Annotated in this window: 23 protein-coding genes; 12 read left to right on the plus strand and 11 right to left on the minus strand. The window is 72.7% G+C overall.

Annotation, left to right across the window (positions count from 1 at the left end; translation table 11 throughout):
• Positions 1-10 precede the first annotated feature (10 nt).
• The gene (locus tag Pdca_RS15975; RefSeq protein ID WP_085913841.1) at positions 11-778 is read left to right on the plus strand and encodes an IclR family transcriptional regulator; all 768 of its coding nucleotides are present in this window, start codon (positions 11-13) and stop codon (positions 776-778) included.
• On the opposite strand, the gene Pdca_RS15980 is transcribed toward Pdca_RS15975, so the two are convergent.
• On the minus strand, positions 772-2,439 hold the full coding sequence (locus tag Pdca_RS15980) for a thiamine pyrophosphate-binding protein (protein WP_232021592.1): 1,668 nt from the start codon (positions 2,437-2,439) through the stop codon (positions 772-774). The two genes, Pdca_RS15975 and Pdca_RS15980, sit on opposite strands and share 7 nt — an antisense overlap.
• 115 nt (positions 2,440-2,554) lie before the next feature.
• Here Pdca_RS15980 and Pdca_RS15985 point away from each other — a divergent pair, with 115 nt between their 5' ends.
• From Pdca_RS15985 to Pdca_RS16005, 5 genes are all read left to right on the plus strand, one after another.
• Positions 2,555-3,322, plus strand: coding sequence for an IclR family transcriptional regulator (locus Pdca_RS15985; protein ID WP_085913840.1), 768 nt, complete (start codon positions 2,555-2,557; stop codon positions 3,320-3,322).
• A 143-nt stretch (positions 3,323-3,465) separates the two neighbouring features.
• Positions 3,466-4,431 (plus strand): ABC transporter substrate-binding protein, encoded by a 966-nt coding sequence (locus tag Pdca_RS15990; protein WP_197719995.1) that lies wholly within the window; start codon positions 3,466-3,468, stop codon positions 4,429-4,431.
• A complete protein-coding gene (locus Pdca_RS15995) occupies positions 4,428-5,273 on the plus strand; it encodes an ABC transporter permease (protein WP_085913838.1) in 846 nt (281 codons plus the stop codon). Before Pdca_RS15990 ends, Pdca_RS15995 begins: the two co-directional genes overlap by 4 nt.
• Positions 5,270-6,049 carry an ABC transporter permease gene (locus Pdca_RS16000; RefSeq protein ID WP_085913837.1) on the plus strand — a complete coding sequence of 260 codons (780 nt, stop codon included), beginning with the start codon at positions 5,270-5,272 and terminating at the stop codon, positions 6,047-6,049. Before Pdca_RS15995 ends, Pdca_RS16000 begins: the two co-directional genes overlap by 4 nt.
• A 2-nt stretch (positions 6,050-6,051) precedes the next feature.
• Positions 6,052-6,864 (plus strand): ABC transporter ATP-binding protein, encoded by an 813-nt coding sequence (locus Pdca_RS16005; RefSeq protein ID WP_085913836.1) that lies wholly within the window; start codon positions 6,052-6,054, stop codon positions 6,862-6,864.
• A 16-nt stretch (positions 6,865-6,880) separates the two neighbouring features.
• Here the strand turns inward: Pdca_RS16005 and Pdca_RS16010 are convergent, their stop codons facing one another.
• From Pdca_RS16010 to Pdca_RS16030, 5 genes are all read right to left on the minus strand, one after another.
• Positions 6,881-7,588, minus strand: coding sequence for an NUDIX hydrolase (locus Pdca_RS16010; RefSeq protein WP_085913835.1), 708 nt, complete (start codon positions 7,586-7,588; stop codon positions 6,881-6,883).
• 4 nt (positions 7,589-7,592) lie between these two features.
• Positions 7,593-8,480 (minus strand): hypothetical protein, encoded by an 888-nt coding sequence (locus Pdca_RS16015; protein WP_085913834.1) that lies wholly within the window; start codon positions 8,478-8,480, stop codon positions 7,593-7,595.
• Between the two features lie 94 nt (positions 8,481-8,574).
• Positions 8,575-8,961, minus strand: a complete 387-nt coding sequence (locus tag Pdca_RS16020) for a VOC family protein (RefSeq protein WP_085913833.1) — start codon at positions 8,959-8,961, stop codon at positions 8,575-8,577.
• A gap of 166 nt (positions 8,962-9,127) precedes the next feature.
• Positions 9,128-10,561, minus strand: a complete 1,434-nt coding sequence (locus Pdca_RS16025) for a glutamate decarboxylase (protein ID WP_085913832.1) — start codon at positions 10,559-10,561, stop codon at positions 9,128-9,130.
• A 9-nt stretch (positions 10,562-10,570) separates the two neighbouring features.
• Positions 10,571-10,801 (minus strand): hypothetical protein, encoded by a 231-nt coding sequence (locus Pdca_RS16030; protein WP_085913831.1) that lies wholly within the window; start codon positions 10,799-10,801, stop codon positions 10,571-10,573.
• A 59-nt stretch (positions 10,802-10,860) separates the two neighbouring features.
• Here Pdca_RS16030 and Pdca_RS16035 point away from each other — a divergent pair, with 59 nt between their 5' ends.
• Both Pdca_RS16035 and Pdca_RS16040 read left to right on the plus strand, forming a co-directional pair.
• Positions 10,861-11,685, plus strand: coding sequence for an oxygenase MpaB family protein (locus tag Pdca_RS16035; protein ID WP_085913830.1), 825 nt, complete (start codon positions 10,861-10,863; stop codon positions 11,683-11,685).
• A gap of 14 nt (positions 11,686-11,699) precedes the next feature.
• Positions 11,700-12,878, plus strand: a complete 1,179-nt coding sequence (locus tag Pdca_RS16040; protein ID WP_085913829.1) for an acyl-CoA dehydrogenase family protein — start codon at positions 11,700-11,702, stop codon at positions 12,876-12,878.
• 27 nt (positions 12,879-12,905) lie between these two features.
• On the opposite strand, the gene Pdca_RS16045 is transcribed toward Pdca_RS16040, so the two are convergent.
• Positions 12,906-14,318: an acyl-CoA synthetase gene (locus Pdca_RS16045; RefSeq protein ID WP_085913918.1), complete on the minus strand. Its 1,413-nt coding sequence runs from the start codon at positions 14,316-14,318 to the stop codon at positions 12,906-12,908.
• Positions 14,319-14,390: 72 nt separating this feature from the next.
• Between Pdca_RS16045 and Pdca_RS16050 the strand changes: the two genes are divergently transcribed.
• Positions 14,391-15,140, plus strand: coding sequence for an IclR family transcriptional regulator (locus Pdca_RS16050; protein WP_085913828.1), 750 nt, complete (start codon positions 14,391-14,393; stop codon positions 15,138-15,140).
• 3 nt (positions 15,141-15,143) lie between these two features.
• On the opposite strand, the gene Pdca_RS16055 is transcribed toward Pdca_RS16050, so the two are convergent.
• The 3 genes from Pdca_RS16055 to Pdca_RS16065 form a co-directional block, all read right to left on the minus strand.
• Positions 15,144-16,706, minus strand: a complete 1,563-nt coding sequence (locus Pdca_RS16055) for a phenylacetate--CoA ligase family protein (protein ID WP_085913827.1) — start codon at positions 16,704-16,706, stop codon at positions 15,144-15,146.
• The gene (locus Pdca_RS16060) at positions 16,694-17,779 is read right to left on the minus strand and encodes a nitroreductase family protein (RefSeq protein WP_085913826.1); all 1,086 of its coding nucleotides are present in this window, start codon (positions 17,777-17,779) and stop codon (positions 16,694-16,696) included. The genes Pdca_RS16055 and Pdca_RS16060 overlap by 13 nt, the downstream gene beginning before the upstream one ends.
• 111 nt (positions 17,780-17,890) lie before the next feature.
• The gene (locus Pdca_RS16065) at positions 17,891-20,701 is read right to left on the minus strand and encodes an aconitate hydratase (protein ID WP_085913825.1); all 2,811 of its coding nucleotides are present in this window, start codon (positions 20,699-20,701) and stop codon (positions 17,891-17,893) included.
• Positions 20,702-21,038: 337 nt separating this feature from the next.
• On the opposite strand from Pdca_RS16065, the gene Pdca_RS16070 reads away from it, so the two are divergent.
• Positions 21,039-22,484, plus strand: a complete 1,446-nt coding sequence (locus tag Pdca_RS16070) for an NlpC/P60 family protein (RefSeq protein ID WP_085913824.1) — start codon at positions 21,039-21,041, stop codon at positions 22,482-22,484.
• Positions 22,485-22,522: 38 nt separating this feature from the next.
• On the opposite strand, the gene Pdca_RS16075 is transcribed toward Pdca_RS16070, so the two are convergent.
• A complete protein-coding gene (locus tag Pdca_RS16075; RefSeq protein ID WP_085913823.1) occupies positions 22,523-23,437 on the minus strand; it encodes a LysR family transcriptional regulator in 915 nt (304 codons plus the stop codon).
• 73 nt (positions 23,438-23,510) lie between these two features.
• Here Pdca_RS16075 and Pdca_RS16080 point away from each other — a divergent pair, with 73 nt between their 5' ends.
• Positions 23,511-24,422 (plus strand): EamA family transporter, encoded by a 912-nt coding sequence (locus Pdca_RS16080; protein WP_085913822.1) that lies wholly within the window; start codon positions 23,511-23,513, stop codon positions 24,420-24,422.
• A 653-nt stretch (positions 24,423-25,075) separates the two neighbouring features.
• A complete protein-coding gene (locus Pdca_RS35605) occupies positions 25,076-25,267 on the plus strand; it encodes a hypothetical protein (RefSeq protein WP_085913821.1) in 192 nt (63 codons plus the stop codon).
• Positions 25,268-25,281: the final 14 nt, after the last annotated feature.

Raw genomic sequence — 25,281 nt, forward strand, 5'->3', positions numbered from 1 at the left:
GGATCGTGCCGTGTCCCGAGCCGCCACCGGCGAGTCGTCGCTGGCCCGCGCGGTGCGGGTGATCGCCGCCTTCACCCCCGACGAGCCGGAGCTGCGGGTCTCCGAGATCGCCCGCCGCAGCGGACTGCACGTGGCGACGGCGTCCCGGCTGGTGGCCGAGCTCGTCACACACGGCCTGCTGGAGCGCGGCCCGCAGCGTGAGGTGCGGGTCGGCGTCCGGCTGTGGGAGCTGGCGGCACGCGCCTCGCCGACCATGTCGCTGCGCGACGCGGCCCAGCCCTACCTGGAGGACGTGCACGCCGTCGTCGGCCAGCACACCCAGCTGGGCGTGCTGGACGGCACCGACGTGCTGTTCGTCGAACGCCTCTCCGCCCGCGACTCGATCATCAACTACAGCCGGATCGCCGGCCGGATCCCGCTGCACCTCTCCTCGTCCGGGCAGGTGCTGCTCGCACACGCGCCGCGTGAGCTGCAGGAGCGGGTGCTCGCCGGACCGCTGGAGCGCTACACACCGCAGAGCGCCGCCACGCCGGAGGCGCTGCGCGCGGCGCTGGCCGCCGTGCGGCGGACCGGTTACGCGGTGCTGCCCGGTCACCTGCACCCGGACGCGGCCGGGGTCGCGGTCCCGGTCCGCGGCGCGCTGAGCGAGGTGGTCGCCGCGCTGTCGGTGATCGTCCCGAACGACGGCCGCGCACAGACCCATGTGCCGGTTCTGCTGGCCGCCGCCCGGGGGATCGGGCGCACGCTCGCTGCCGGGCGTGCGCCGTCCGGTCAGTGATCCTCGAACGAGTGCGCGAGCACCCAGCTGGGGAACGCGGTGATCTTCGCGTCGAGCACCAGCGGCCGGTCCCGCGGACCGGCCAGCCAGCCGGTGACGGCCTCGGTCACGTCCGGCACCGTGCGCACCACGGCGGCGTCGCAACCGAAGCCGCGGGCGATCGCCGCGAGATCGGTGTCCGGGAACTCGACCAGTCCGGTCGGATACCCGGACGGGCCGAAGTGCTGGACCTCCGCACCGTAGGCGGCGTCGTCGTAGATCAGGACCACCAGCGGCAGCCGGGCGCGGACGGCGGTGTCGAGCTCGACCAGGCTCATCATGAAGCCGCCGTCGCCGACCGCGGCGAGGGTCACCCGGTCCGGCCGGGCGATCGCGGCGCCGATCCCGGCGGCCAGCCCGAGGCCGATCGACTGGAAGGCCAGCGGCATGACGAAGCCGTCCTGCACGACGTCGACGAACATGCTCGGGTAGCCGACGAAGTTGCCGCCGTCCACCGCGAGGGTCCGGTCGGCGGGCAGCAGATCGTCCACCGCGATCGTCACGGTCCGCGGATCGACGAGGGCCCCGTTGCCGTTGCCGGCGGCCGTGCCGGTGTCGGTGTAGGGCACGTCGCGCCAGCGGCTGCCCGCGATCCGGGCCTTCAGCTCGGGGGTGCGCTGCGCGGACGGTGCGCCGCCGCGCCGCGCCAGCTCGGCCACCAGCGCGCGGGCCGTGCGACCGGTGTCGCCGACCACCCCGAGATCGACCCGGCGGTGCACCCCGACCGCCTCCGGATCCCGGTCGACCTGGACGACGGTCGTGTCCGGGCCCGGGAGCGAGCCGCCCCGGGTCGTCCACTGGTTCAGCGAGGCGCCGAAGGACACCAGCAGATCGGCATCACCCAGCAACTCCGCCGCGGTCGGCGTGGCGAAGCCACCGGAGACGTCCATGCTCCACGGGTTGCCCGCGAACAGCCCGCGGGCCACCGCCGAGGTGGCGAGCAGCGCACCGGTGGCATCGGCGAGCTCCTCGATCGGGCCGCGCGCGTACCGTGCGCCGCGCCCGCCCAGCAGCACCGGCCGCCGGGCGCCGGCGAGCAGGTCCGCGAGCCGGGTGACCGCGTCCGCCGCCGGTTCCGCCTCGATCAGCACCTCGGGCGGCCCGGGGACGTCGCCGTCCGGTGGGCACGGCGCGTCCTGCACGTCCAGCGGGAGCTGCAGGACCACCGTGTGGCCCTCCCGGGCCCGCCGGTAGGCGCGGACCGCCTCGCCCACCGCGGTGGCCGGTGTCGTGATCGTCTCCACGATCGCACCCGCCGCGCGCATCAGCGCGGTCTGGTCCAGCACGAAGTTGCTGGTCACGTCGGGCAGCGCGGTCGCGCCGGTGAGCACCAGCAGCGGGGTCCGGCTCTTCGCCGCCTCGACGATCCCGGTCACCGCATTCGTCAGGCCGGGCCCCTGATGTACCGAGACCACGGCCGGCCTGCCGGTGACCCGCGAGTGCGCGTCGGCCATCACCGTCGCGCCGGCCTCGTGCCGCGCGGCCACGAACCGCGCTCCGCCCGCGATCAGTGCGTTCGTCACGTGGAAGTTGCCGCTCCCGACCACGCCGAACACGTCCGCCACGCCGAGTTCCGCCAGCCTGCGGCCGATCGCCGCGGCCACCTGCTCGTCCGATCCCACCTGGTCACTCCCCGCCTCGTCGACCGTTGTACGTCCGGTCGATGGTGCGCGGCGCCCGGCCCGGCGGAACAGCGGAGTTTCATTCGACGGGAATGCGCGTGCCAGAATCGCCGACGTGTCACGCACTCCGACGGGGGAGTCGGTGCTCGCCCGTGCCGTCCGGATCTTCGAGGCCTTCTCACCCGGTGAGACCACGCTGAGCGTCTCGGAGATCGCCCGGCGGGCCGAGCTGCACATCTCGACGACGTCGCGGCTGGTGGCCGAGCTGACCGGGCACGGCCTGCTCTCCCGCGGCCCGGGCCGGACGGTGCAGATCGGCCTGCGGCTGTGGGAGCTGGGCCTGCGGGCGTCGCCGACGCTCTCCCTGCGCCAGGTGGCGCTGCCGTTCCTGAAGGACCTGACCAACCTGGTCGGGCATCACGCGCAGCTCAGCGTCCTGGAGGGGATGGACATCCTGTTCCTGGAGCGGCTGTCGGCTCCGGACGCGGTGGTGAACCTGTCCCGGGTCGCCGGCCGGATGCCCGCGACCGCGACCGCCCCCGGGGTGCTGCTGCTCGCACACGCCGATCCGGAGCGTCAGGAGGAGGCGCTGGGCAGGCCGTTGCCGACCTACACCCGCCGGACGATCGGCGATCCGGACCGGCTGCGGTCCGCGCTGGCCGAGGCACGGCGCAACGGCTTCGTGACCTCGCCGGGCTGGGTGGAGAACCCGGCCTGCGGCCTCGCCGTCCCGGTGCGTGACGTCGACGGAGCACCGGTCGCCGCGCTCTCGGTGATCGTGCCCAACGACGACCGGGTCTTCGGCTTCCTGCCCGCCCTGCGCGCTGCCGCGATGGAGATCGGACTCGTGCTGCGACGAGCGCACGCCGAACCCACTCGATGAGAGTCTTCAGTATCAATCTCATTGATTGAAAGTTCTGTGTCGACCCCGGAGGGGAGTCGACCATGCTCCCCGGCACCACCACGGACGGCCGGGCGGCATCGCCGGCGCCGTCCCGACGACGACGTCGAAAAGGGGACACGATCTTGTTTCACCGTCTCTCACGCCGCGGGCTGGGCGCCCTCGCGCTCACCGCGGCCACCGCGCTCGCGGTCTCCGCATGCGGGTCCGGCGGAGGTGCCGGGACCGGCGGTGCCGACGACCCGGTCCGGATCGGCTACTTCCCGCTCGTACACACCGCCTCGGTGGTGCACGCCGATCAGGGCGGGGCGTTCGAGGCCGAGGGCATGCAGGTCGAGTTGATGCAGACCGCCGGTGGCGCGCAGGCGATCCCGTCGCTGATGGCGGGTGAGTACGACATCACCTACGGCAACTACACCTCGGCGATCCTGGCGGCGCAGCAGGGACTCCCGGTGCGGTTCGTGGCGGGCAACGACATCGGGAACACCGACCACGGCATCATGGTCGCCCAGGACTCGCCGATGCGGGAGCCCACCGACCTGGCGGGTGGCTCGGTCGCGGTGAACAACCTGGAGAACATCGGCACCGTCGGTGTGCAGACCCACCTCGAAGGTGTCGGCGTCGATCCGGCGAGCATCCGGTTCGTCGAGCTGCCGCTGCCGGAGATGCAGGCCGCCCTGGACCGTGGTGACGTCGACGCGATCTGGCAGGTCGAGCCGTTCCGGGCCAGCGCGCTGGCCGGTGGTGCCCGCGAGCTGTTCCCGCTGTTCTCCGGTGCCTCCGCGGACATGCCGGTGGCCGGCTGGCTGACCACCGAGCAGTACGCCCAGGAGAACCCGGAGGCGATCGCGAGCTTCAGCCGGGCGCTGACCGCGTCGGCCGGCGAGCTGCAGGACGACCGGGAGCGGCTGGTCGAGCTGGTGCCGAGCTACACCCAGGTGCCCGCCGAGGTCGTCGAACAGATCGAGATGCCCCGCTTCGAGATCGAGCTCGAGACCGCCCAGGTGCAGCGGATCGCGGATCTGATGCACCGCTTCGAGATCATCGACGCGCCGTTCGACGCCGCCTCGATGGTCCTGCCGCAGTCGTGACCAGCTCGGTCACCGGCCTGTCGCCGCCCGGCACCGGAACGGCCGCACCGGTGCCCCCGCCGCGCCGGGGCTCCCGGATCGACCCGCTGCTCGGTGTCATCGGCATCGCCGGTCTCGTCGTGGTCGCCGAGCTGTTCCCGCGGACCGGGCTGGTCGACTCCCGCTACCTGCCGCCGATCAGCGCGATGCTGGCCGAGCTCGGCAGGCAGGCGGCCGAGCCCGCGTTCTGGTCGGCGCTGGGATCGACGCTGCTCGGCTGGGGGACCGGCCTGGCCATCGCACTGGTCGCCGGGACCGCGGTCGGCATCGTCATCGGGACGACCGCGATGCTGCGCGCGGTGACGAGCTCGACCATCGAGTTCCTGCGCCCGATCCCGTCGGTCGCGCTGATCCCGCTGGCAGTGCTGATGTTCGGCACCGACATGCGATCCACCCTGCTGCTCGTCGTCTACGCCGCGTTCTGGCAGGTACTGGTCCAGGTGCTGTACGGGGTCGCCGACGTCGACCCGGTGGCGCGCGAGACGGCGCGCTCCTACCGGTTCCGGCCGTGGACCCGGGTCCGCACGGTCGTCTGGCCGACGGCCCTGCCCTACGTCATGACCGGCTTCCGGCTGGCGGCCGCGGTGGCGCTGATCCTGGAGGTGACCGGTGAGCTGATCATCGGCTCGCCCGGCCTCGGCCGCGAGATCGCGGTGGCCCAGAGCTCCGGCGCGGTCGAGGTCATGTACGCGCTGGTGCTGGTCACCGGCGCGATCGGGGTGCTGGTCAATCTCGGCGCGCGACTCGTCGAGCGGCGCGCGCTGCGGTGGCACCCGTCCGTCCGGCGGGAGGTGGCGGCATGACCGGCGCACTGCGCTCCACCCTGCGGGTGCTGGGGCTCCCGCTGGTGCTGGTCGCGATCTGGTGGATCGCGACCGCGGGCAGCAGCAACTTCTACTGGCCCTCGCTGCAGTCGATCCTCACCGCGTTCCCCGGCACCTGGTTCGAGGGCCGGTTCGGCCAGGACGTGCTGCCCAGCATGGGCAGGCTCCTGGTGGGCTACACCCTCGCGCTGGTGATCGGGATCGGGGCCGGGATCGCGATCGGTTCGTTCCGGCGGCTGCGGCTGCTGCTCGAACCGGCGCTGGAGTTCTTCCGCGCCCTGCCGCCGCCGATCCTGGTGCCGATCATCATCCTGTTCGCCGGCATCGGCGACGGGATGAAGGTCGTCGTCATCGTCTCCGGTGCACTGTGGCCGGTGCTGCTCAACACCGTCGAGGGCGTACGCGGGGTGGACGAGGTGCAGCGCGACACGGCCCGGGTCTACCGGCTGCGCCCGCTCACCCGGCTGCGCAGGCTGATCCTGCCCGCGGCGAGCCCGCAGATCGCGGCCGGCGCCCGGCAGTCGCTGTCCATCGCGATCATCCTGATGGTCATCTCCGAGATGTTCGCGGCGAGCAACGGCCTCGGCTTCACCATCGTGCAGTTCCAGCGGCAGTTCGCGATCCCCGAGATGTGGAGCGGGATCATCCTGCTCGGCCTGATCGGGGTGCTGCTGTCGATGATCTTCCGTCTCGTCGAGTCCCGTGCGCTCGCGTGGTACGACGGGGCGCGCCGGGCCGACCGGGAGAAGGGCTGAGCATGACCTCCACGACCTCCGCAGCGCCACCGACCGAGCCGATCCTGGCCGTGAACGGGCTGCGCAAGATCTACTACGGGGCCGGCCGGGAGACCGAGGCGATCCGGGACCTGACCTTCGACATCGCGCCGGGGGAGCTGCTCTGCATCGTCGGCCCCTCGGGTGCGGGCAAGACGACGCTGCTCAAGTGCATCGCCGGGCTGCTCGGTGCCACCTCCGGCGACGTCGCGCTGGAGGGGACCCCGGTCACCGAGCCGCCGCCCGGGATGGCCGTGGTGTTCCAGGAGTACGGGCGCAGCCTGTTCCCCTGGCTGACCGTCCGGCAGAACGTGGATCTCCCGCTCCGCGAGAAGGGGCTGCCCAAGGCCGAGCGGATCCGGCTCGTCGAGACCTCGCTCGACGCCGTCGGCCTGGGCGAGGCGGGGGAGAAGCACCCCTACGAGCTGTCCGGGGGCATGCAGCAGCGGGTCGCGATCGCCAGGGCGATCGCCTACGAGCCGCGGCTGCTGATCATGGACGAGCCGTTCGCCGCGGTCGACGCGCAGACCCGGGCCGAGCTGGAGGACCTGGTCCGCGATCTCTGGAAGCGGCTCGGCGTCACCGTGCTGTTCGTGACCCACGACATCGAGGAGGCGGTCTACCTCGGCCAGCGGGTGCTGGTGCTCTCGCACGCGCCGACCGTGGTGCTGGCCGACGTGCCGATCGACCTGCCCGCCGAACGCGATCAGCTCGGCACCCGCGGGACGTCCCGGTTCGCGGAGCTGCGCGGCCGGGTGTACGAGCTGGTGCAGCAGGCGAAGCAGGGCCGGCGCTGAGCCAGGGCCGATCGGGCTACAGGTCCTCCCAGTCCTGCTCGGGGCCGGGGGGCCAGTCCCGGTGCCAGCCGCCCATCCGCAGCACCGTGTCGAGCACCTCGCCGGTGTAGCCCCACACCACGTCGTCGCCGATCCGGAACGCGGGCCCGCGCCATGCCCCGCCACCGGCCCGCATCCGGAACCGGTGGGCGGGCTCGGCCAGGGTGGCCAGCGGGACCTGCAGCACCGCCTCGGTCTCCGCCGGATCGGCGGCGCTCAGCGTGCTGCGGGCGGTCCAGTGCCCGAGCACGGCCGTGACGTGGAACCCGGTGAGCAGCACCAGCCGCGGGAACGTCGCGACGACGTCCACGGTGGACGGATCGAGGCCGGTCTCCTCCTGGGCCTCCCGCAGTGCGGTCGCGACCGGGTCGTGATCGCCCTCGTCGCGGCGCCCGCCCGGGAAGCTGATCTCGCCGGAGTGGTGGCGCAGCCGGCGGGCCCGTCGTTGCAGGACGACCTCGGGGCCGTCCGGTCCGCCGGACAGCAGGACCAGCACCGCGGACTGGCGGGCCGCGATCCCGTCGGGTGCCAGATCGTTGGCGCTGATGTCGGCGGGCCCGGCCGTGTCCAGACCGCGCAGCAACGGGTGCATCCAGCCGGGGGCCCGGTCCGGGTGGACGCGGGTCGCGTCCAGCCAGTGGCGGGCTCGTGCGATCGCGGGATCGGCCGCGCAGGAGGAGCTCACCCGATCAGTGTCCTCCACCCGGCCGCCCTGTACCGGAGTCGCCGCGGGTGAGCTTGTAGTGCAGCCGCAGCGCGGTCATCGACCACAGGTCGAGGCGGTGGTCGGTACGCAGCACCCCCTCGCCGTCGACGTACAGCCGGAAGTGCTCGTGGATCGGGACCCGTGCGGCGTAGGTGGCGCCGCCGTCGCGGACCACGACGTACGCGCCGTCGGTCCCGAACCGGCCGGGCGGCGAGACCAGCTCCAGGGTGCGGTCCGGGCCGGTGCGGGGCTCCAGGAAGACCTGGACGTTGCCCTGGTCGAGCGGGAACGCGACGTGCACGCTCGGCCGGGTGGCGCCGGGGAGCAGCCGGGTCGAGTAGCAGCCGCTGTAGACGTAACCGCCGTCCGGGCGCAGCGTCCGCAGCCAGCCCGCCGACACCTGGCGCCCGTCCTGCCCGGTGATCAGCACGACCCGGCTGTCCATGCCGTGCGCGACGTCGAGCGGGCGCACGGGCAGCGCGAGCTGCTGCACCCGGCGTCCGAAGAGGCGGGCGAGCAGGTCCCCGGCCGGCTGCGCGAGCGGACTCCACTGGGCCCATACCTCCATCCGCCAGTCCGCGGTGTGCTCGTAGAACCCGCGCACCTCGGGATGCACCGTGGCCGCCGAGAAGCCCGGCCCGTCGAGCGCGCCGAGATCGGCGAGCAGCCCGGCGCCGGGGACATCGGCGCGGACCTCCCCGCCCGCCTCGGCGGCCGCGGCGGCGAGCCAGCCGTCGCCGACCGTCGGCCCGGCGTGCATCGGCGCGGCCAGCCAGCGGTGCTCACCGGTCAGGTCGACCCGGTGCCCGGTCGCACGCCAGAACAGTCGGGTGCCGCGGTCCAGGGCGCCGGCGAGCACGGGAACAGCCATGACGACAGCATGCCCTGTCCATGATCCGTGTCCTGGGAGTGCCGGGGCTCGTGCGAGCACGCAGGACTCCCAGGACGCGGATCATGGCCGGGACTCAGACGTACGGTCTGGTGATCAGCTCCAGGAAGTGCCCGGCCGGGTCGCGGAAGTAGACCCCGCGGCCGCCGTGCCCGTGGTTGATCTCGCCGGGCTGCTGCATCTGCGGATCCGCCCAGTGCTCGACGCCGTCGTCGACCAGCCGGGCGTACGCCCGGTCGAACAGCGCGTCGTCGACCAGGAAGGCGTAGTGCTGGGGCGCGATCTCGGGAAACCTGTCGGCCGGCAGATCGGCGAACTGGATCAGCACGCCGCCGTCCAGCGAGAGGTTGGTGAACGGCCCCCAGGACGGGGCGTCCGACGCCTCGAGGACCCGGCGCAGGAAGGCAGCCGACTCCGAGCGGTCCCGGGCGGCGACGATGGTGTGGTTGAAGGTGGCGGGCATGGATCTCCTCACGAGGTGGGGTGCGGGCACCACGGGGAGACGTGAAGGAGCGCTGCGCCCGCGGGCCCGTGCGGGTGGCCGACGCGTGGCGTCGGCGGGTTCGTGCTCCTTCCGGCTGGGCCCATCGGGGGCGCACCGGGGAGGTTAGTGCCCCGTCGCAACACGTTCAAGGCTGAGAACGGCAGCGCTCCGCCGCCGGTGCCGACCGCGTTCCGTGCGCGAACCCGGCGCTCTCCGCCCCGCGCACCGGGGCGGCCTGGCGGCGCAGCCGCTCCAGCACCCGCCGGAGATCGTCGAGCAGCAGCCCGGCCAGATCGTGGCTGAACCCGTTGCGCACCACGATCCGCAGCGCCGCGAGATCCTGCCGGTCGGCCGGGAAGGTGTAGGCCGGTACCAGCCAGCCGCTCTCCCGCAGCGCCGCCGAGACGTCGAACACCGAGAACGGCTCGCCCTCGGCGACGGTGAAGGCGAACACCGGGAGCTGCGATCCGTCGGTGAGCAGCCGGAACGCGCCGGTCGCCTCGATCCGGTGTGCCAGCCCGGTCGCGATCGCCCGGCAGGTGCTCTGCACCCGGGTGTAGCCGTCCCGGCCGAGTCGCAGGAACTGGTAGTACTGCGCGATCACCTGGCCGCCGGGGCGGGAGAAGTTCAGCGCGAACGTCGGCATGTCCCCGCCCAGGTAGTTCACCCGGAACACCAGGTCCTCCGGCAGCGCCGCGGTGTCGCGCCACACCGCCCAGCCGACGCCGGGGTGCACCAGCCCGTACTTGTGCCCGGAGGTGTTGATCGAGGCAACCCGCGCCAGCCGGAAGTCCCACACCAGGTCCGGATCGCAGAACGGGGCGACCATCGCGCCGGACGCGCCGTCGACGTGCACCGGGACATCGAGCCCGGTCCGCTCCTGCAGGTCGTCGAGCGCCGCGCAGAGCGCCTCGACCGGCTCGTAGCTGCCGTCGAAGGTGGAGCCGAGGACGGCGACCACACCGATCGTGTTCTCGTCGCACAGCGCCAGTGCCTCGTCGACGCCCAGGTGCAACCGGTCGCCGGACATCGGCACCAGTCGCGGCTCCACCTCGAAGTAGTCGGCGAACTTGTCCCAGCAGATCTGGACGTTGATCCCCATCACGATGTTCGGCCGCTGCACCGGCTGCCCGGCCGCCCGGCGGCGGTGCTGCCAGCGCCGCTTGAGCGCGAGCCCGCCGAGCATGCAGGCCTCCGACGACCCGGTGGTCGAGCAGCCGATCGCGCGGCCGGGATCGGGGGCGTTCCAGAGATCGGCGAGCATCCGCACGCACCGCTGCTCCAGGTCGGCGGTGCGCGGGTACTCGTCCTTGTCGATCATGTTCTTGTCGAGCGACTCGGCCATCAGCCGTTCGGCCTGCGGCTCCGCCCAGGTGGTGACGAAGGTGGCGAGGTTGAGCCGCGCGTTCCCGTCGAGCATCAGCTCGTCGTGCACGACCTGGTAGGCCACCTCGGGATCGAGGCCCCCGTCGGGGATCGTGAACCGCGGGATGTCGACCGGCTCGGCGGCGAAGACCGGATTCACCGGAACACCGCGTTCGTGGCCGTGATCCTCCGAGGGCGAGTGTGCACCGGGCATGGCGCGAAGCTAGACCCTGGAACGCTGCACGGCGAGCAGCAGACCGGTGCACCGGTCGACCAGCTCGTCGCGCGGGAGCGCCAGATCGCCCGAGAGCCAGTTGCCGAGCACCCGGGCGAGACCACCGACGGCGAACGAGGCGACCAGATCGTCCGGCTCCTGCTGACGACGGGCGAACAGCGTCACGAACAGGCGCGCCCACTCCTCGTGCCGGGCCGCGAGATCCGGTCCGAACAGCACCCGGCCGTGGCGCGGGTACTCCTGAGTACGGTTGTTCTCAGATTGATCGAAGGGGTTCGATGACGGTGACCACCGCCCGCCGCCCGGACACGGCCCGCGAGCTCGTGCTCGCGCCCGTCCTGCTGTCCGCGACGGCGAACGTGATCATGGAGCTGTCGCTCCCGCCGGTCGGGCACGGGGTCCGGGAGAGCCGGGTGCACAGCGGCAACCTGTTCGAGCATCCGCTGCACCGGTTCCGCACCACGAACACCTACCTCGGTGTCGCCCTGCTCGGCACCGACGACGAGCGGCGGGCCTACCGGCACGCCGTCAACCGCTCGCACGCGCAGGTGCGCTCCACCCCGGACAGCCCCGTCGAGTACCACGCGATGGACCGCAACCTGCAGCTCTGGGTGGCCGCCTGCCTCTACCGGGCGTTCGAGGACACCTGGGGGCTGCTCACCGGCCGGCCGGGAACCTGGCTGCCCGATCACGTCTACCGCGAGTGCGTGGTGCTCGGCAGCACGCTGCAGGTGCGCCCCGAGCAGTGGCCGGCCGATCGCGCGGCGTTCGAGGAGTACTGGACCGCCGGGCTGGCGCAGGTGTCGATCGACGACGAGATGCGCCGCTACTTCGAGCGGCTGCTGGACCGCGAGTACCTGGGCCGGGCCGGCCGGATCGGCCGCGAACGCAGCCGCCGGCTCACCACCGGGTTCCTGCACGAGCCGTTCCGGAGCATGCTGGACCTGCCGTGGTCCGACGCCGACCGGCGCGAGTTCGAGAGTCGCCTGCGCCGCACCGGCGACCGGTTGTTCCGGCTCCCGCCGACGCTGCGCCGGTTGCCCTACAACGCCTTCCTGGCCGATCTCCGGCTGCGTCGCCGGATCGGCCGCCCGCTGGTCTGAGAGGAACCGCCACGATGGACTTCACGCTCCCCGACACCGCGCAGGCCGTGCAGGAGGGGGTCCGCGCCATCGGCGCGCGCTACGACCACGCCTACTGGTCCCGGCTGGAGGAGGAGCACCGGTTCCCGTGGGAGGCGTGGCGCGATCTCGCCGACGGCGGCTGGCTGGGCCTGACCGTCCCCGAGGAGTACGGCGGCGGTGGGCAGGGGATGCTGGAGCTGGCCGTCGCCTGCGAGACGCTGGCCGCGTCGGGCGGCACCGGCGGGATCTTCCTCTACATCCTGACCCCCGGCTTCGGTGCGACCACGCTGACCCGGCACGGCACCGAGGAGCAGAAGCGGGCGCTGCTGCCCGGGCTGGCCGCGGGCGACGTGCAGTTCTGCCTCGGCCTCACCGAGCCCGACGCAGGCAGCGACGCGCTGTCGATCCGGACCCGGGCCGTGCGGGACGGCGACGACTTCGTGCTCGACGGGCAGAAGATCTGGATCTCCGGGCTGGAGAACGCGGACTGGATGATCGCGGTGACCCGGACCGTGCCCGCCGGGGACGCCAAGCCCCGCACGTCGGGTTTCACGCTGTTCCTCATCGACGTGAAGCAGGCAGCCGAGGCCGGCACGCTGCGCTGGACGCCGATCCCGAAGATGGGTTCGAACGTCGTGACCTCCAGCCAGGTCTTCCTCGACGGGGTCCGGGTGCCCGCCGCGAACGTGATCGGCGAGGTCGACCACGGCTTCGCCGTGCTGTGGGACGTGCTCAACCCGGAGCGGATCCTGGCCGCCGCGGGCGGGGTGGGCACCGCCGACGCCGCGCTCGACGTCGCGGTCCGGTACGCGAACGAGCGGGTCGTGTTCGGCCGCCCGATCGGCGCCAACCAGGCCATCCAGTTCCCGCTGGCGCAGATCAAGGCGAAGGCCGAGCTGGGCAGGCTGATGACCTACAAGGCGGCCTGGCTGTTCGACAACGACCTGCCGTGCCACGCCGAGACCAACATCGCCAAGCTCACCGGCGCGCAGGTCGGCTGGGAAGCGGCCGAGCGGGCGTTCCAGACCTTCGGCGGGATGGCCTACTCGAAGGAGTACCCGGTGGAGCGGCTGTTCCGCGACGCCCGGATCGCCCGCAACATCCCGGTGGCCGAGGAGCTGGTGCTCGCCCACATCGGCACCCAGGTCCTCGGCCTCCCACGCAGCTACTGAGCCACCGAGCTGCTGGGCGCCGGGCGGTCAGCTGCCCAGCAGCTTCTTCTGCACCTTGCCCATCGGGTTGCGCGGCAGCGCCTCGACGAACACCACCTCGCGCGGGCGCTTGTGCCAGGACAGCTGCGAGGCCACGTGGTCGATCAGCGCCTGGCCGGTGCCCTCGCCGACGACGTAGGCGACGATCTTCTGCCCGAGATCGGGATCGGCCGCCCCGACGACGGCGCACTCGGCGACGGCCGGATGATCCATCAGCACCGCCTCGATCTCGCCGGAGCCGATCCGGTACCCGCCGGACTTGATCAGGTCGGTGGACTCCCGGCCGACGATCCGGTGGAACCCGCCCGGGTCGCGGACGGCGAGATCGCCGGTGCGGAACCAGCCGTCGCCGGTGCTGGTCTCGGCGTTCGCGTCCGGGCGGTTGAGGTAGCCGGAGAACAGCATCGGCCCGCGGACCTCCAGCCGGCCGACGGTCTCGCCGTCGTCCGGGACGGTCTCGCCCGCTCCGTCGTCGGCGGGCCGCAGCCGGGTCTGCGCACCGGGGACGGGCAGCCCCACCCAGCCGGCCCGGCGCTCGCCGGCGGCGTGCGCGCTGAGCGTGATCATGGTCTCGGTCATGCCGTAGCGCTCCACCGGTGCCTGCCCGGTCAGACCGGCGATCCGCTCGAACAGCGAGGCCGGCAGCGGTGCGCTGCCCGACACCAGCAGCCGGGCCCCGCCGAGTGCCTTCGCCGAGGCCGGGTCATCGACGATCCGGTTCCACACGGTCGGTACGCCGAAGTACATCGACGCGCCCGCGGCGGCGTACCGGGCGGGCTGCGGCTTCACCGTGTGCACCACCCGCGAGCCCAGCCGCAGCGAGCCGAGCACACCGAGGATCAGGCCGTGCACGTGGAACAGCGGCAGCCCGTGCGCGACGGTGTCGTCCGGGGTCCAGTCCCAGACCTCGATCAGGCCGTCCAGCCCGGCCGCGATCGCCCGGCCGGAGAGCTGCGCGCCCTTCGGCGCCCCTGTCGTGCCGGAGGTGTAGAGCAGCATCGCGGTCGCCTCGGGATCGGTCTCGCGCGGCGACACCGCGGCGGTGCCCGGCACGACGGCCGGGAGATCGATCCCGTCGGGCCGCTCGCCCGACCAGGACGTCGCGCCCGAGTCGCGCAGCAGGTGCCCGAGCTCGGCGGGGCCGGAGTCCGGCGGCACCGGCACCACCGGCACCCCGGCGAGCAGGCAGCCGGTGATCGCGACGACGGTGTCCATGGAGGCCGTCGCGTGCACCGCGACCGGCCCGTCGTCCGGGATCCCGGCGGCGAACCGGCCCGCCCGGTCCACCAGCTCGGACCGGGACAGTGTCTCCTCGCCGACGGTGACGGCGCGCTCGAGGTCCTGGCTGTCGGTGAGTGAGGTGAGCAGCAACGATCTCTCCGGCCTTGTCGGTCGGTCCATCAGGTGGCACATTGGTCTGTACAGTGGACCGTTCAATCGGACGTTATGTCGCTCCTTCGGAGGGGTCAAGGGATGACGACGAACAGCGTGGTCTCGGCGATCCGGGTGCTGGAGGCCGTGGGGGAGCAGCAGCCGGTCGGACTCTCCGAGCTGGCCAGGGGAGTGGGGCTGCCGAAGAGCACCGTGCAGCGCACCCTGCTGACGCTGGCCGAGGTGGGCTGGTGCCGGGCCGACGAGGCCTCGCGCTGGTCGCTGACCTACCGCGCGTTCGCCGTCGGGAACCAGGCCCGCGATGCCGGTGAGCTGCGCGAACGCGCGCTGCCGGTGCTGCACGAGCTGCAGCTGACCTCGGGCGAGACGGTGCACCTGGCCGCTCCGGACGGCCGCGAGCTGGTCCTGGTCGAGCGTCTCGACACCGCGCACCGGTTGCGCGCGTTCCTGGCGCTCGGGCACCGGCTCCCGTTGAACGCCTCGGCCACCGGCCAGGCTTATCTCGCGGCCTGCACCGACGCCGTCGTCGAGGCCTATCTCACGGGCAGCGACCTGGCGCCGAGCACGCCGTGGACGGTCACCGACGCCGACACCCTGCGGGCCCGGCTCGCCGAGGTCCGGGCCCGGGGCTGGTCGGTCAATCCGGAGGGCCTCAGCGAGGGGATCGCGGCGGTCGGTGCCGCGATCCTCGGGCCGGACGGCCGCCCGGCCGGCGCCCTGTCGGTGTCCGGGCCGACCGTCCGGATGACCGAGGAGGTGTTCGACCGGCACGGCCGGGCCGCGGCCGACGCCGCACGCCGGATCTCCCGCGAGCTGGGCTCCCGGCTGTGAGGCTCAGCCGGCTCGCTCGGCGGTGAACTGGATGTCGATGCCTGCGGTGCGGGCCCCGTCGGCGTCGAGGAACCGGACGTAGCTGTTCTTGAGCGTCGCGCCGTCGTCGGCGAACACGCCGCTCCGGTGCGGGTAGAACCCGACCGTCGGTTCGGTCCCGGCGGCGCAGGTGCGGATCGCGTTGTGCAGGTCGGCGTTGGACCGGCGCAGCGCCCGCAGGAGCCGGCGCGCGGCGTCGGTCCGGTCGGCGATGTCGCGGTCCGGCGCGAGCTGCAGGGCCAGGTGCAGCCTGCGGTCGCCCGCGTCGTCCTCGTAGGACACCAGCCGGTGGTTCTCGACCGCGTCGAGCAGTTCCGGATCGGCGCTGACGGCGTCGCGCAGGCCGTCCGGCGGCACCACCGCGCCGTTGAAGTCCACCGAGGAGTCGGAGCGGCCGTACTGGAACAGCAGCGGCAGATCGAGCAGCCGGGCGTCGAGCACGTCGGTCAGGCCGTGACGGCGCAGTACCGGCAGCACGTCCCGGATCGCCAGCACGTGCCCGCGGTCGTGGATGTTGTAGCGGATCCGCGGGCTGAGGTTCTGCGGCCGGGTGAGGGTGATCAGCAGCTCGCCGTCGTCGCTGGTCTCGATCAGGTAGGCGTAGGGGTTGAACTGGAAGATGTTCGGGAGCACGCCGTAGTCGTCCTGGCGGGTCAGCTCCGCCGACAGCGCCGGATCGGCGGCGATCGCCCGGCGCAGCGCGATCGTGAACTCGGTCTCGGTGGCGATCGAGATCTCCAGGTCGCTGGCCCCGTAGGCGCCGATCACCGAGTGCGCGGTACGCAGGATCCGGTCCCGCATGCCCTCGCTGATGCCCTCCCCGCCGAACGCGCAGACGATGTCGTAGGCGGACCAGTCGAGCCGGTCGTCGTCGAACAGCCCCTTGAGGAACGGCGGGTAGCCGGTGATCACGTAGGTGAAGTCCGGCCCGAACTCGCGCATGGTGTTGATGATCTTGTCGGGGTCCGGCCCGACCGACTTGACGACGGCGACGCCGGTCAGCGCTGCGGAGACGTTCATGCCGGTCGCCCAGGCGCCGAGGGAGAACGCGTTGATCACGAACGGCTGCTTGCGCAGCCCGGCCGCGGTGCGCAGGAACCCGACCCGCAGCAGCTCCCGGGAGGCGCGCCGCTCCACCGGCCCGCGCACCCAGCTCGTCGGCACCCCGGACGATCCCGACGACTCGTCGACGACCACACCGCGGCGCGGGATCCGGCCGCGCACACAGCGATCGGCGATGGAGTAGGGCCGGATGTAGGAGTCCTTGTCCATCACCGGCAGCGCCGCGAACGCCTCGACCGCCCGCCGCGGGTCGCGCGGCAATCGGCGCGGTGCGCCGTGCTCGGCGAGGAAGCTCCGGTAGGCCGGGACGAGCCGGGCGCTGCGCTCGAAGGTGCGGTACGCCCGGCGCTCACCCAGTCGCCTGCGCAGCGGCTCGAACCCCGGCGCGAGCAGCAGCCGGTGCGTGCCCGGCCGGCGGGCCAGCAGATCGACGACGGTCTCCTGCAGCCAGGTCAGCGGTCCCATGGCGTGACTCCGTCCCGGTCGAGGAGCATCTCGGACAGTTCGCGGCGCAGCGCGCGGGGTGGTTCCGCGCTGTGCCCGTAGCGGAAGAGCATCCAGGCCATGCGCTCGCCGTCCGCCTCCCCGTCCGCCTCGGTATCCGCCCCCTGGGCGTCGATCCCGGCGGCGTCGGTGAAGGCGGCGTGCGAACGGGGGTTGGTGATCACCGTGCCGAACGGGTGCAGGTACACCCCGGCCCTGGTGAACGCCAGCCAGATCCGCAGGAACACCCGTCCTGCCTCGACGTGGTCGAGAGGGGAGGCGAACGGCCCGGTGAGCCAGCCGAGCTCGCGTACCCCGCGCATGGTGTTCAGGTAGATCCTGCGCAGCAGCGGGCCGGCCAGCGGCAGGTCCCACATGCCGCGGTGCCGCATCGCGAAGCCGAGCAGCGGGCCGGGCAGCAGCAGGGTGCGCGCGGACAGCCCGTCGCGGGTCGCCTCGGCGGCCCGGTCGGAGGTACGGAGCCAGGCCAGGATCTCGGCGTGCACGGCGTCGTTGCGCAGGTCGTCGAACAGGGTCTCCTGGTTGATCCGGACGATCCGGTCGACCAGCTCCCGCCGGTCGGTGTGCCCGAAGTCGTGGCCGGCGGCCGCGGCGATCGCGCCGGCCTCGGCGAGCACCGCCGGATCGACCGGCAGGCTCCGGTACGGCCGTCGCGAGGTGCGCCGGCGGCGGAAGGCGGCGAGATCGGCCTGCGCCTGCGGGGTGATCGCGGTGCGGGTGAGCTCGACGGTGCCGAGCGGCTGGTGGTGGGCGTCCGCGTCGAAGTCGAGGCCCTCGTCGCGCAGCTCGGCGGTCACCGACCAGCCGTGCGGGGCGGCGACCGTCGCCAGCGACTCGACGTAGACGCCCGCGCAGACCTGCCCGAACGGGATCCCGAAGTTCTCCGCGGGCAGTCCGCGCTCGAGGTCGTAGAGGAGCTCGGCGCGGCCCGCGTCGAGCACCCGGACGACGATCGGCTGCGAGTTGTGCGGTGACGGGTACGCGCGGGCCTCGTCGAGGAGGTACGGCCACGGACCCGGGGGTGGGGTGGGCATGACCGAAAAGGTAGGACGGTTCCGGATCGTCGGAATCCGTAGCGCTACCGGATGCACGGAGCCCGCCGCCCCACGAGGGGACGACGGGCTCCGCGGTGGTGGTTGAGCGCGTCAGCTCTTCAGCATGCCCCGAAGGACGTACTGCAGGATTCCGCCGTTGCGGTAGTAATCCGCCTCACCGGGGGTGTCGATGCGCACGTTGGCGTCGAACTCCACGGTCTCGCCGGACTCCTTGGTCGCGGTCACCGTCACCGACTTCGGGGTCTTCCCGTCGTTCAGCGCGGTGATGCCGGCGATGTCGAAGGTCTCGGTGCCGTCCAGACCGAGGCTCGACGCCGACTCGCCGTCGGGGAACTGCAGCGGGACGACGCCCATGCCGATCAGGTTCGACCGGTGGATCCGCTCGAACGACTCGACGATGACCGCCTTGACGCCCAGCAGCGCGGTGCCCTTGGCCGCCCAGTCCCGCGACGATCCGGAGCCGTACTCCTTGCCGCCCAGCACGACCAGCGGGGTGCCCTGCGCGGCGTAGCTCTGCGCGGCGTCGTAGATGAACGCCTGCGGGCCGCCCTCGGCGGTGAAGTCGCGGGTGTAGCCGCCGGAGACCCCGCCGTCGACGATCGCGTCCAGGAGCTGGTTGCGCAGCCGGATGTTGGCGAACGTGCCGCGGATCATCACCTCGTGGTTGCCGCGCCGGGAACCGAAGGAGTTGTAGTCCTTCTTCTCCACGCCGTTCTCGTCCAGGTAGACCGCGGCCGGGGTGCCCGGCTTGATCGCGCCGGCCGGCGAGATGTGGTCGGTGGTGACCGAGTCGCCGAGCAGCGCCAGCACACGGGCACCGGAGATGTCGGTGACCGGCTCCGGGTCTCTCGACATGCCCTCGAAGTACGGGGGCTTGCGGACGTAGGTGGACTTCTGGTCCCACTCGAAGGTCCGGCCCTCCGGGGTGGGCAGCGCCCGCCAGCGGTCGTCGCCGCGGAACACGTCGGAGTAGCTCTTGGTGAACATCTCCGAGGTGATCGACGAGTCGACGACCGAGTTGATGTCGTCGGTCGAGGGCCAGATGTCGCGCAGGAAGACGTCGGCGCCGTCCGAGTCCTGGCCCAGCGGCTGGTTCTCGAAGTCGAAGTCCATCGTCCCGGCCAGCGCGTAGGCGATGACCAGCGGCGGGGACGCCAGGTAGTTCATCTTGACATCCGGGTTGATCCGGCCCTCGAAGTTCCGATTGCCCGACAGCACCGACGCCACCGCGAGGTCGGCCTCGTTGACCGCCTGCGAGATCTCCTCCGGCAGCGGGCCGGAGTTGCCGATGCAGGTGGTGCAGCCGTAGCCGACCAGGTTGTAGCCGAGCTTGTCGAGGTAGGGCCAGAGACCGGCCTTCTCGTAGTAGTCGGTGACGACCTGCGAGCCGGGCGCCATGGAGGTCTTCACCCACGGCTTGACGGCCAGGCCCTTGTCGACCGCGTTCTTGGCGAGCAGTGCGGCGCCGAGCATCACCGACGGGTTCGACGTGTTGGTGCACGAGGTGATCGAGGCGATCACGACGGCGCCGTGGTCGATCTCGAACTCGGCGCCGTTCAAGGTCACCTTCGTCGGCTTGCTCGTCCGCCCGCCGGCGCCGGCCGCGGCCGAGATCGGCGAGCGCGGCGCTCCGCCACCGTTGCCGTCGTGGGCGGGGGCGGCCGGGTCGCTGGCCGGGAAGCTCTCCTTACCGGCCTCGTCCACCGCGGACTCGGTGCCCTGGGCGTAGTCGCCCAGCGAGGAGCGGAACGCCTCCTTGGCCTCGGTCAGCGCGATCCGGTCCTGCGGGCGCTTCGGGCCGGCGATCGACGGGACCACCGTCGACAGGTCCAGCTCCATCGTCTCGGAGAAGACCGGCTCGTGGTCCGGGTCGTGCCAGAGACCCTGCTCCTTGGCGTAGCCCTCGACCAGCGCGATCTGCTCCGCGGAGCGGCCGGTCAGCTTGAGGTAGCGCACGGTCTCGTCGTCGATCGGGAAGATCGCCGCGGTGGAGCCGAACTCCGGGCTCATGTTGCCGATGGTGGCGCGGTTGGCCAGCGGCACCGCGCCGACGCCGGCGCCGTAGAACTCGACGAACTTGCCGACGACGCCCTTGCGCCGCAGCATCTCGGTGATCGTCAGCACCACGTCGGTGGCGGTCACGCCGGTCGGGATCTCGCCGGTGAGCTTGAAGCCCAGCACCTTCGGGATCAGCATCGAGACCGGCTGGCCGAGCATCGCGGCCTCGGCCTCGATGCCGCCGACGCCCCAGCCCAGCACGCCGAGGCCGTTGACCATCGTGGTGTGCGAGTCGGTGCCGACCAGGGTGTCCGGGTAGGCCTGACCGTTGCGCGGCATGACCACCCGCGCCAGGTTCTCGATGTTGACCTGGTGCACGATGCCGGTGCCGGGCGGGACGACCTTGAACTCGTCGAAGGCGCCCTGGCCCCAGCGCAGGAACTGGTAGCGCTCCTTGTTGCGGCCGTACTCGAACTCGATGTTCTTCTCGAACGCGTCCGGGGTGCCGAAGAAGTCGATCATCACCGAGTGGTCGATGACCAGCTCGGCGGGGGCGAGCGGGTTGACCTTGGCCGGGTCGCCGCCCATCTCGGTCACGGCCTCGCGCATGGTCGCCAGGTCGACGACACAGGGGACGCCGGTGAAGTCCTGCATGATCACCCGGGCCGGGGTGAACTGGATCTCGGTGTCCGGCTCGGCCTGCGGGTCCCAGTTCGCCAGGGCGTTGATGTGGTCCGCCGTGACGTTCGCACCGTCCTCGGTGCGGAGCAGGTTCTCGAGCAGGACCTTGAGGCTGAACGGCAGGCGCTTCGAGCCCTCCACCGCGGAGAGCCGGAAGATCTCGTAACCGGTGCCCCCGACGTCGAGCTGTCCTCTGGCGCCGAAGCTGTCGGTGCTGGCCACTTGATGGTCCTCCCGTGGTGGTGGGCGTTCTGCGTCCGGTGCGGTGAGCGTCGGCCCGCTCGCAGGTCGGGGGGCTCACCGGCGTGTGTCCGAGTCTCGCGCACCGCCTCGTCCGCGGCAGCGTGGACCCTGCTGTCCCAAATAGTACGCGTGTCCTATAAAGAGCGCGAGGCGGGTGTGGCGGTCGTCCCTCCGGCCCGTCCGGATCGCCCGGCCGTGCACCGGATGGTGGGGTACCGGTGTGTCGCACGGTGTTCACGTGACAGGAGTGGCAGGCTTCCGGCGACCGCCGCCGCTCCCCGCCGGGTGCGGCACCCGCTCCCCGGGAGGACGATCCGTGACGCGCGAGCCGTCGGTGCTCCGGCCCGCCCGCGGGCACCGTCGCCGGATGCCGCTCGCAGCCGGTGTGCTGGGGCTGCTGACCGCACTGCTCGTGGCCACCCCGGCCGTGGGTGCCGCGGCGGTGGCGCCCGCGCCCGGCGTGCTCCCCGCCGCCGGTCTGTCGCCGGCGCAGCCGCCCCCGCCGCCGCCGAACCCGGACGACGACGAGCTCGAGCGCAGCCGGCAGAGCGTGCAGGACCGGTCCGCCGAGGTCGGACGGCTGACCGCGCGGCTGGCCGAGCTCGACGCGCAGCTCGACGAGCTGCAGATCGAGGTCGCCGCGCGCGGGCAGGAGGCACTGGAGGCGCGCGACACCGCCGACGCCGCCGGCCGGGAGGCCGACGCGGCCGCCGCGCGTGCACTGGAGGCCAGGGCGGCGACCGAGGAAGCCGGCCGCGCCGTGGACCACGCGCGTACCCGGCTCGACGAGTTCGTCGGCGACGTCTACACCCACGGCCTCGATCTCGGCCCGCTCGGCCTGCTGTCCCGGGCGACCGACCCGCAGGACCTGATGGACCGGGCGCGGCTCACCGATTCGTTGAGCGAGGACCAGGCGTCGGTGCTGGAGCAGCTGCAGCAGGCCCGGATCGCGCAGGCCAACGCCGACTCGCTGGCCCGCGCAGCCCAGGAGGAGGCCGACCGGCGCCGCGTCGTCGCCGAGGAGGCGTCCACCGCAGCCGACCAGGCGCTGAGCTCGGCCGCGGCCGCCGCGGACGAGCAGCAGGGCAGGCTCGACGCGGTTCGGTCCGAGCGGGCCGAGGTGCAGGCCAGGCTCGACGACGCGGCCAACTCCGACGCCGGTCTGCGCGCCCAGCGTCAGCGCTACCTGGACTGGCAGGCCGAGCAGGAGCGGCTGCGCGCCGAGGCCGACCGGCGGGCCCGCGAGGAGGCCAGCGCGCGCCTCGCGCAGCAGGAGTCCCGCTCCCGGGCGGCGCCCGGCCCGGCTCCGTCCGCCGGCCCGGCGCCGGGGCCGCGAACCGGCTCGGCGGCGATCGAGACCGTGATCGACCGGGCGACCTCCCGGATCGGCACCATCTACGCCTGGGGTGGCGGCAACTCACGTGGCCCGACCCGGGGCATCCGCGACGGCGGCGTCGCCGACTCGCACGGTGACTTCCGCAAGGTCGGCTTCGACTGTTCCGGGCTGATGCTCTACGCGTTCGCCGGGGTCGGGATCAACCTGCCGCGCTACAGCGGGAACCAGGCCAACGCCGGTCGGCTCGTCCCGATCTCGGAGATGCGGCGCGGGGACATGCTCTCCTGGGCACGCAACGGCCGGACCCACCACATCGCGATCTACCTGGGCGACGGCAAGATGGTCGAGGCTCCCTACTCGGGTGCCTCGGTGCGGATCTCGCCGGTTCGCTACAACGGGCTGAACAAGGTCACCCGGCTGCTCTGAGCGCCGCGCCATTTCCGCGCTCGGCGTTCTTTCCGCGCTCAGCCGGCCCTCGCGCGCACCGCGTCGGCCTCCGCGGCCAGCTCGTCGAGTACCAGCCGGACGGCCGGGCGTTCGACGGCCTCGGCACGGGAGACCGCGTGCACCAGCCGAGCCGCCCGCACACCGGCCAGCGGGCGCAGCGCGAGTCGCGAGCCGTCCCGGTGGTCGGTGGAGTAGCGGGGGAGCAGTGCCACCCCGTGCCCGTCGGCGACCAGCTCCTCGGTGACGGAGAAGTCGTTGATCCGCTGCACCACCCGCGGTGCGGTGCCGGTGACCAGCGCGAGCGAGCGGAGCACGTCGTCGACCGGCCAGCCGACGCCGACCCCGATCCAGCCCTCGTCGACCAGGTCGTCCAGGCCGACCTCGGCTCGGGCGGCCAGCGGATGACGGATCGGCAGTGCGACGTCCAGCGGCTCGCGCAGCAGCGGCCGGACCCGCAGCCGTCCGCCGGTGAAGGGATCGAGGCGTTCGTCGTGGTGGGTCACGACGACGTCGACCTCGGCCGCGGACGCCGGAACCTCCTCCGGGCGCAGGTCCCGGTCGCGGCAGGACAGCGTCAGGCCGTCGTGCACGGCCGCGCGGCGGAGCAGGCCGGGCAGCAGCAGCCGGGCGGCGGACGGGAACAGCGCGACCCGGACCGTGCCGAGCGGGCGTTCGCGGAGCCCGGCCAGGGTCTCGTCGAGTCGGCCGAGTGCGGTGAGGACGTCCTCGGAACCCGCCACGACGGCGGCGCCGGCCTCGGTCAGCCGCAGCCCGCGTCCGTCCGGGACGGTCAGGGCGATACCGGCCTCCCGGGACAGCACCTTGAGCTGCTGGGACACCGCGGACGGGGTGTAGTTCAGGGCGGCGGCGACCGCGGTGACCGAGCCCCGGTCGGCGAGTTCGCGCAGGATTCGCAGGCGCCGGACGTCCATGAAGCAACGCTACAAGGTCGTTTCAGATTTACGCGTTGGACTGCACGATCGTCGATGACGGAGGGTCGATCCCATGACCGTCCGCGACCGGGGCCTCGCCGTCGTCGTCGCCGTGCTGTGGGGGGCGAACTTCATCGCCATCCACGTCGGCCTCGAACACTTCCCGCCGATCTTCCTCGCGGCCCTGCGGATGCTCGTGCTCGCCGTTCCGACGGTGCTGCTGATCCCTCGGCCGAAGGTCCCGCTGCGCTGGCTGATCGGGTACGGGCTCGGCTTCGGGGCCCTACAGTTCCTGTTCCTGTTCCTCGGGATGTACGCCGGGATGCCGGCCGGGCTGGCGTCGCTGGTGCTGCAGGCGTCCGGGCCGTTCACCCTGGTGCTGGGTGCGTTGCTGCTGCGTGAGCAGGTTCGGCTGCGGCAGTGGATCGGGATCGGCGTCGCGGTCGCCGGGCTGGCGACGATCGCGCTGCTGCGGGCGCAGACGGCCGCGCTGCTCCCGGTGGCGCTCACGCTGCTCGGTGCGCTCGGCTGGGCCGCCGGGAACCTGTGCAACCGGCTGGCCCAGCGCGACGGCGAGGCCGTCGATCCGCTGCACCTGACACTGTGGATGAGCGTGATCCCGCCGGTCCCGCTGCTCGCCGTGTCGGCGGTCGTCGAGGGGCCGACGACCGGCTGGGTGGCGACGGCCGCCGCGTTCTCCTGGGACGGTCTGCCCGGTCTCGCCGCGCTGCTGTACCTCTCGGTGGTCGCGACGGTCCTCGGGGCCGGGATCTGGACGGCGCTGATGCGCCGCTACCCGGCCGGGGTGGTGGCGCCGCACTCGCTGCTGGTGCCGGTGGTGGGGATGGGGCTGGCGATCGTGCTGCTCGGGGAGCGGCCGTCGGTGCCGGAGCTGGTCGCGGGGCTGGTGGTCGTGGGTGGTGTGCTGGCTGCGTCGGCGCCCGGGCGCCGTGCTCGGGCCGATCCGCAGGTGAGCCGGGTGTGAGCCGGTCTGACGGCACGGTGTTCTGCCGACTCCGGGGCTCGCTGTGGACCGGGACCCACCTGAGGACCGCATGTTCTTCCGGGCGACTCGCCTGTCGGGTGCTCGGGCACGGGGTTGCCGGGGGAGTACCTGCCCGCCGGGGAGGAGGGGCACCGCTTCCGGCGCCACCGCATCCCAGGCCACCGCATGCCGGGCCGCCGCTTCCCAGGCCCCCGCATACCGGGTCGCCGCATCGCAGGCCACCGCATCCGGGGCCGCCGCTTCCCGGGTCACTGCACCCGGGGTCGCCGTGTGCCTGGCCGCGGCTTGCCTGGCCGTCGCTTCCCAGGCCGCGGAGAACCGGCTCCGGTTGCGCTGGGCGTACGTCGCTGCCGGCAACGATGCCGCCCCATCACTGCGCGGCGCCGCGGTCGAGGCAAGGAAGTCCGATGGAACCGGCCGGGCGCCGCTCGCTCCAGCTCACCGCGATCAACGGCTGAACCCGGTGGGCTCTCACGATCCAGCCGAGTGCTGACTGGGCGACCGCCGCCGCGTCTCTCGATCACGTCCTCGAACGCCGTGGGTCTCACCGCCGACGGCGCCGAGTCCCGGTCCGGTTCCCGGCGGCGCGCCATCGGCACGGGCGCCGCGCACACCTGCATCACGGCTCGGCGGTGCGGCTGAACGGCAAGGCGGAGCGTTCCCACCGCATCGACGCCGAGGAGGTCCACTATCTCCTCGACCTGCTCGACCTGCTCGACCTGCTCGACCTGCTCGACCTGCTCGACCTGCTCGGCATGGACGACAGCGGGGCTGCCGATGGCCCACTGCGCGAGTGGGTGGGACCACCACCGCATGAGGCCTAAGGAGGAGAGGAGCC

Origin of the sequence: Pseudonocardia autotrophica, assembly GCF_003945385.1 — a bacterium.
Classification (GTDB): domain Bacteria; phylum Actinomycetota; class Actinomycetes; order Mycobacteriales; family Pseudonocardiaceae; genus Pseudonocardia; species Pseudonocardia autotrophica.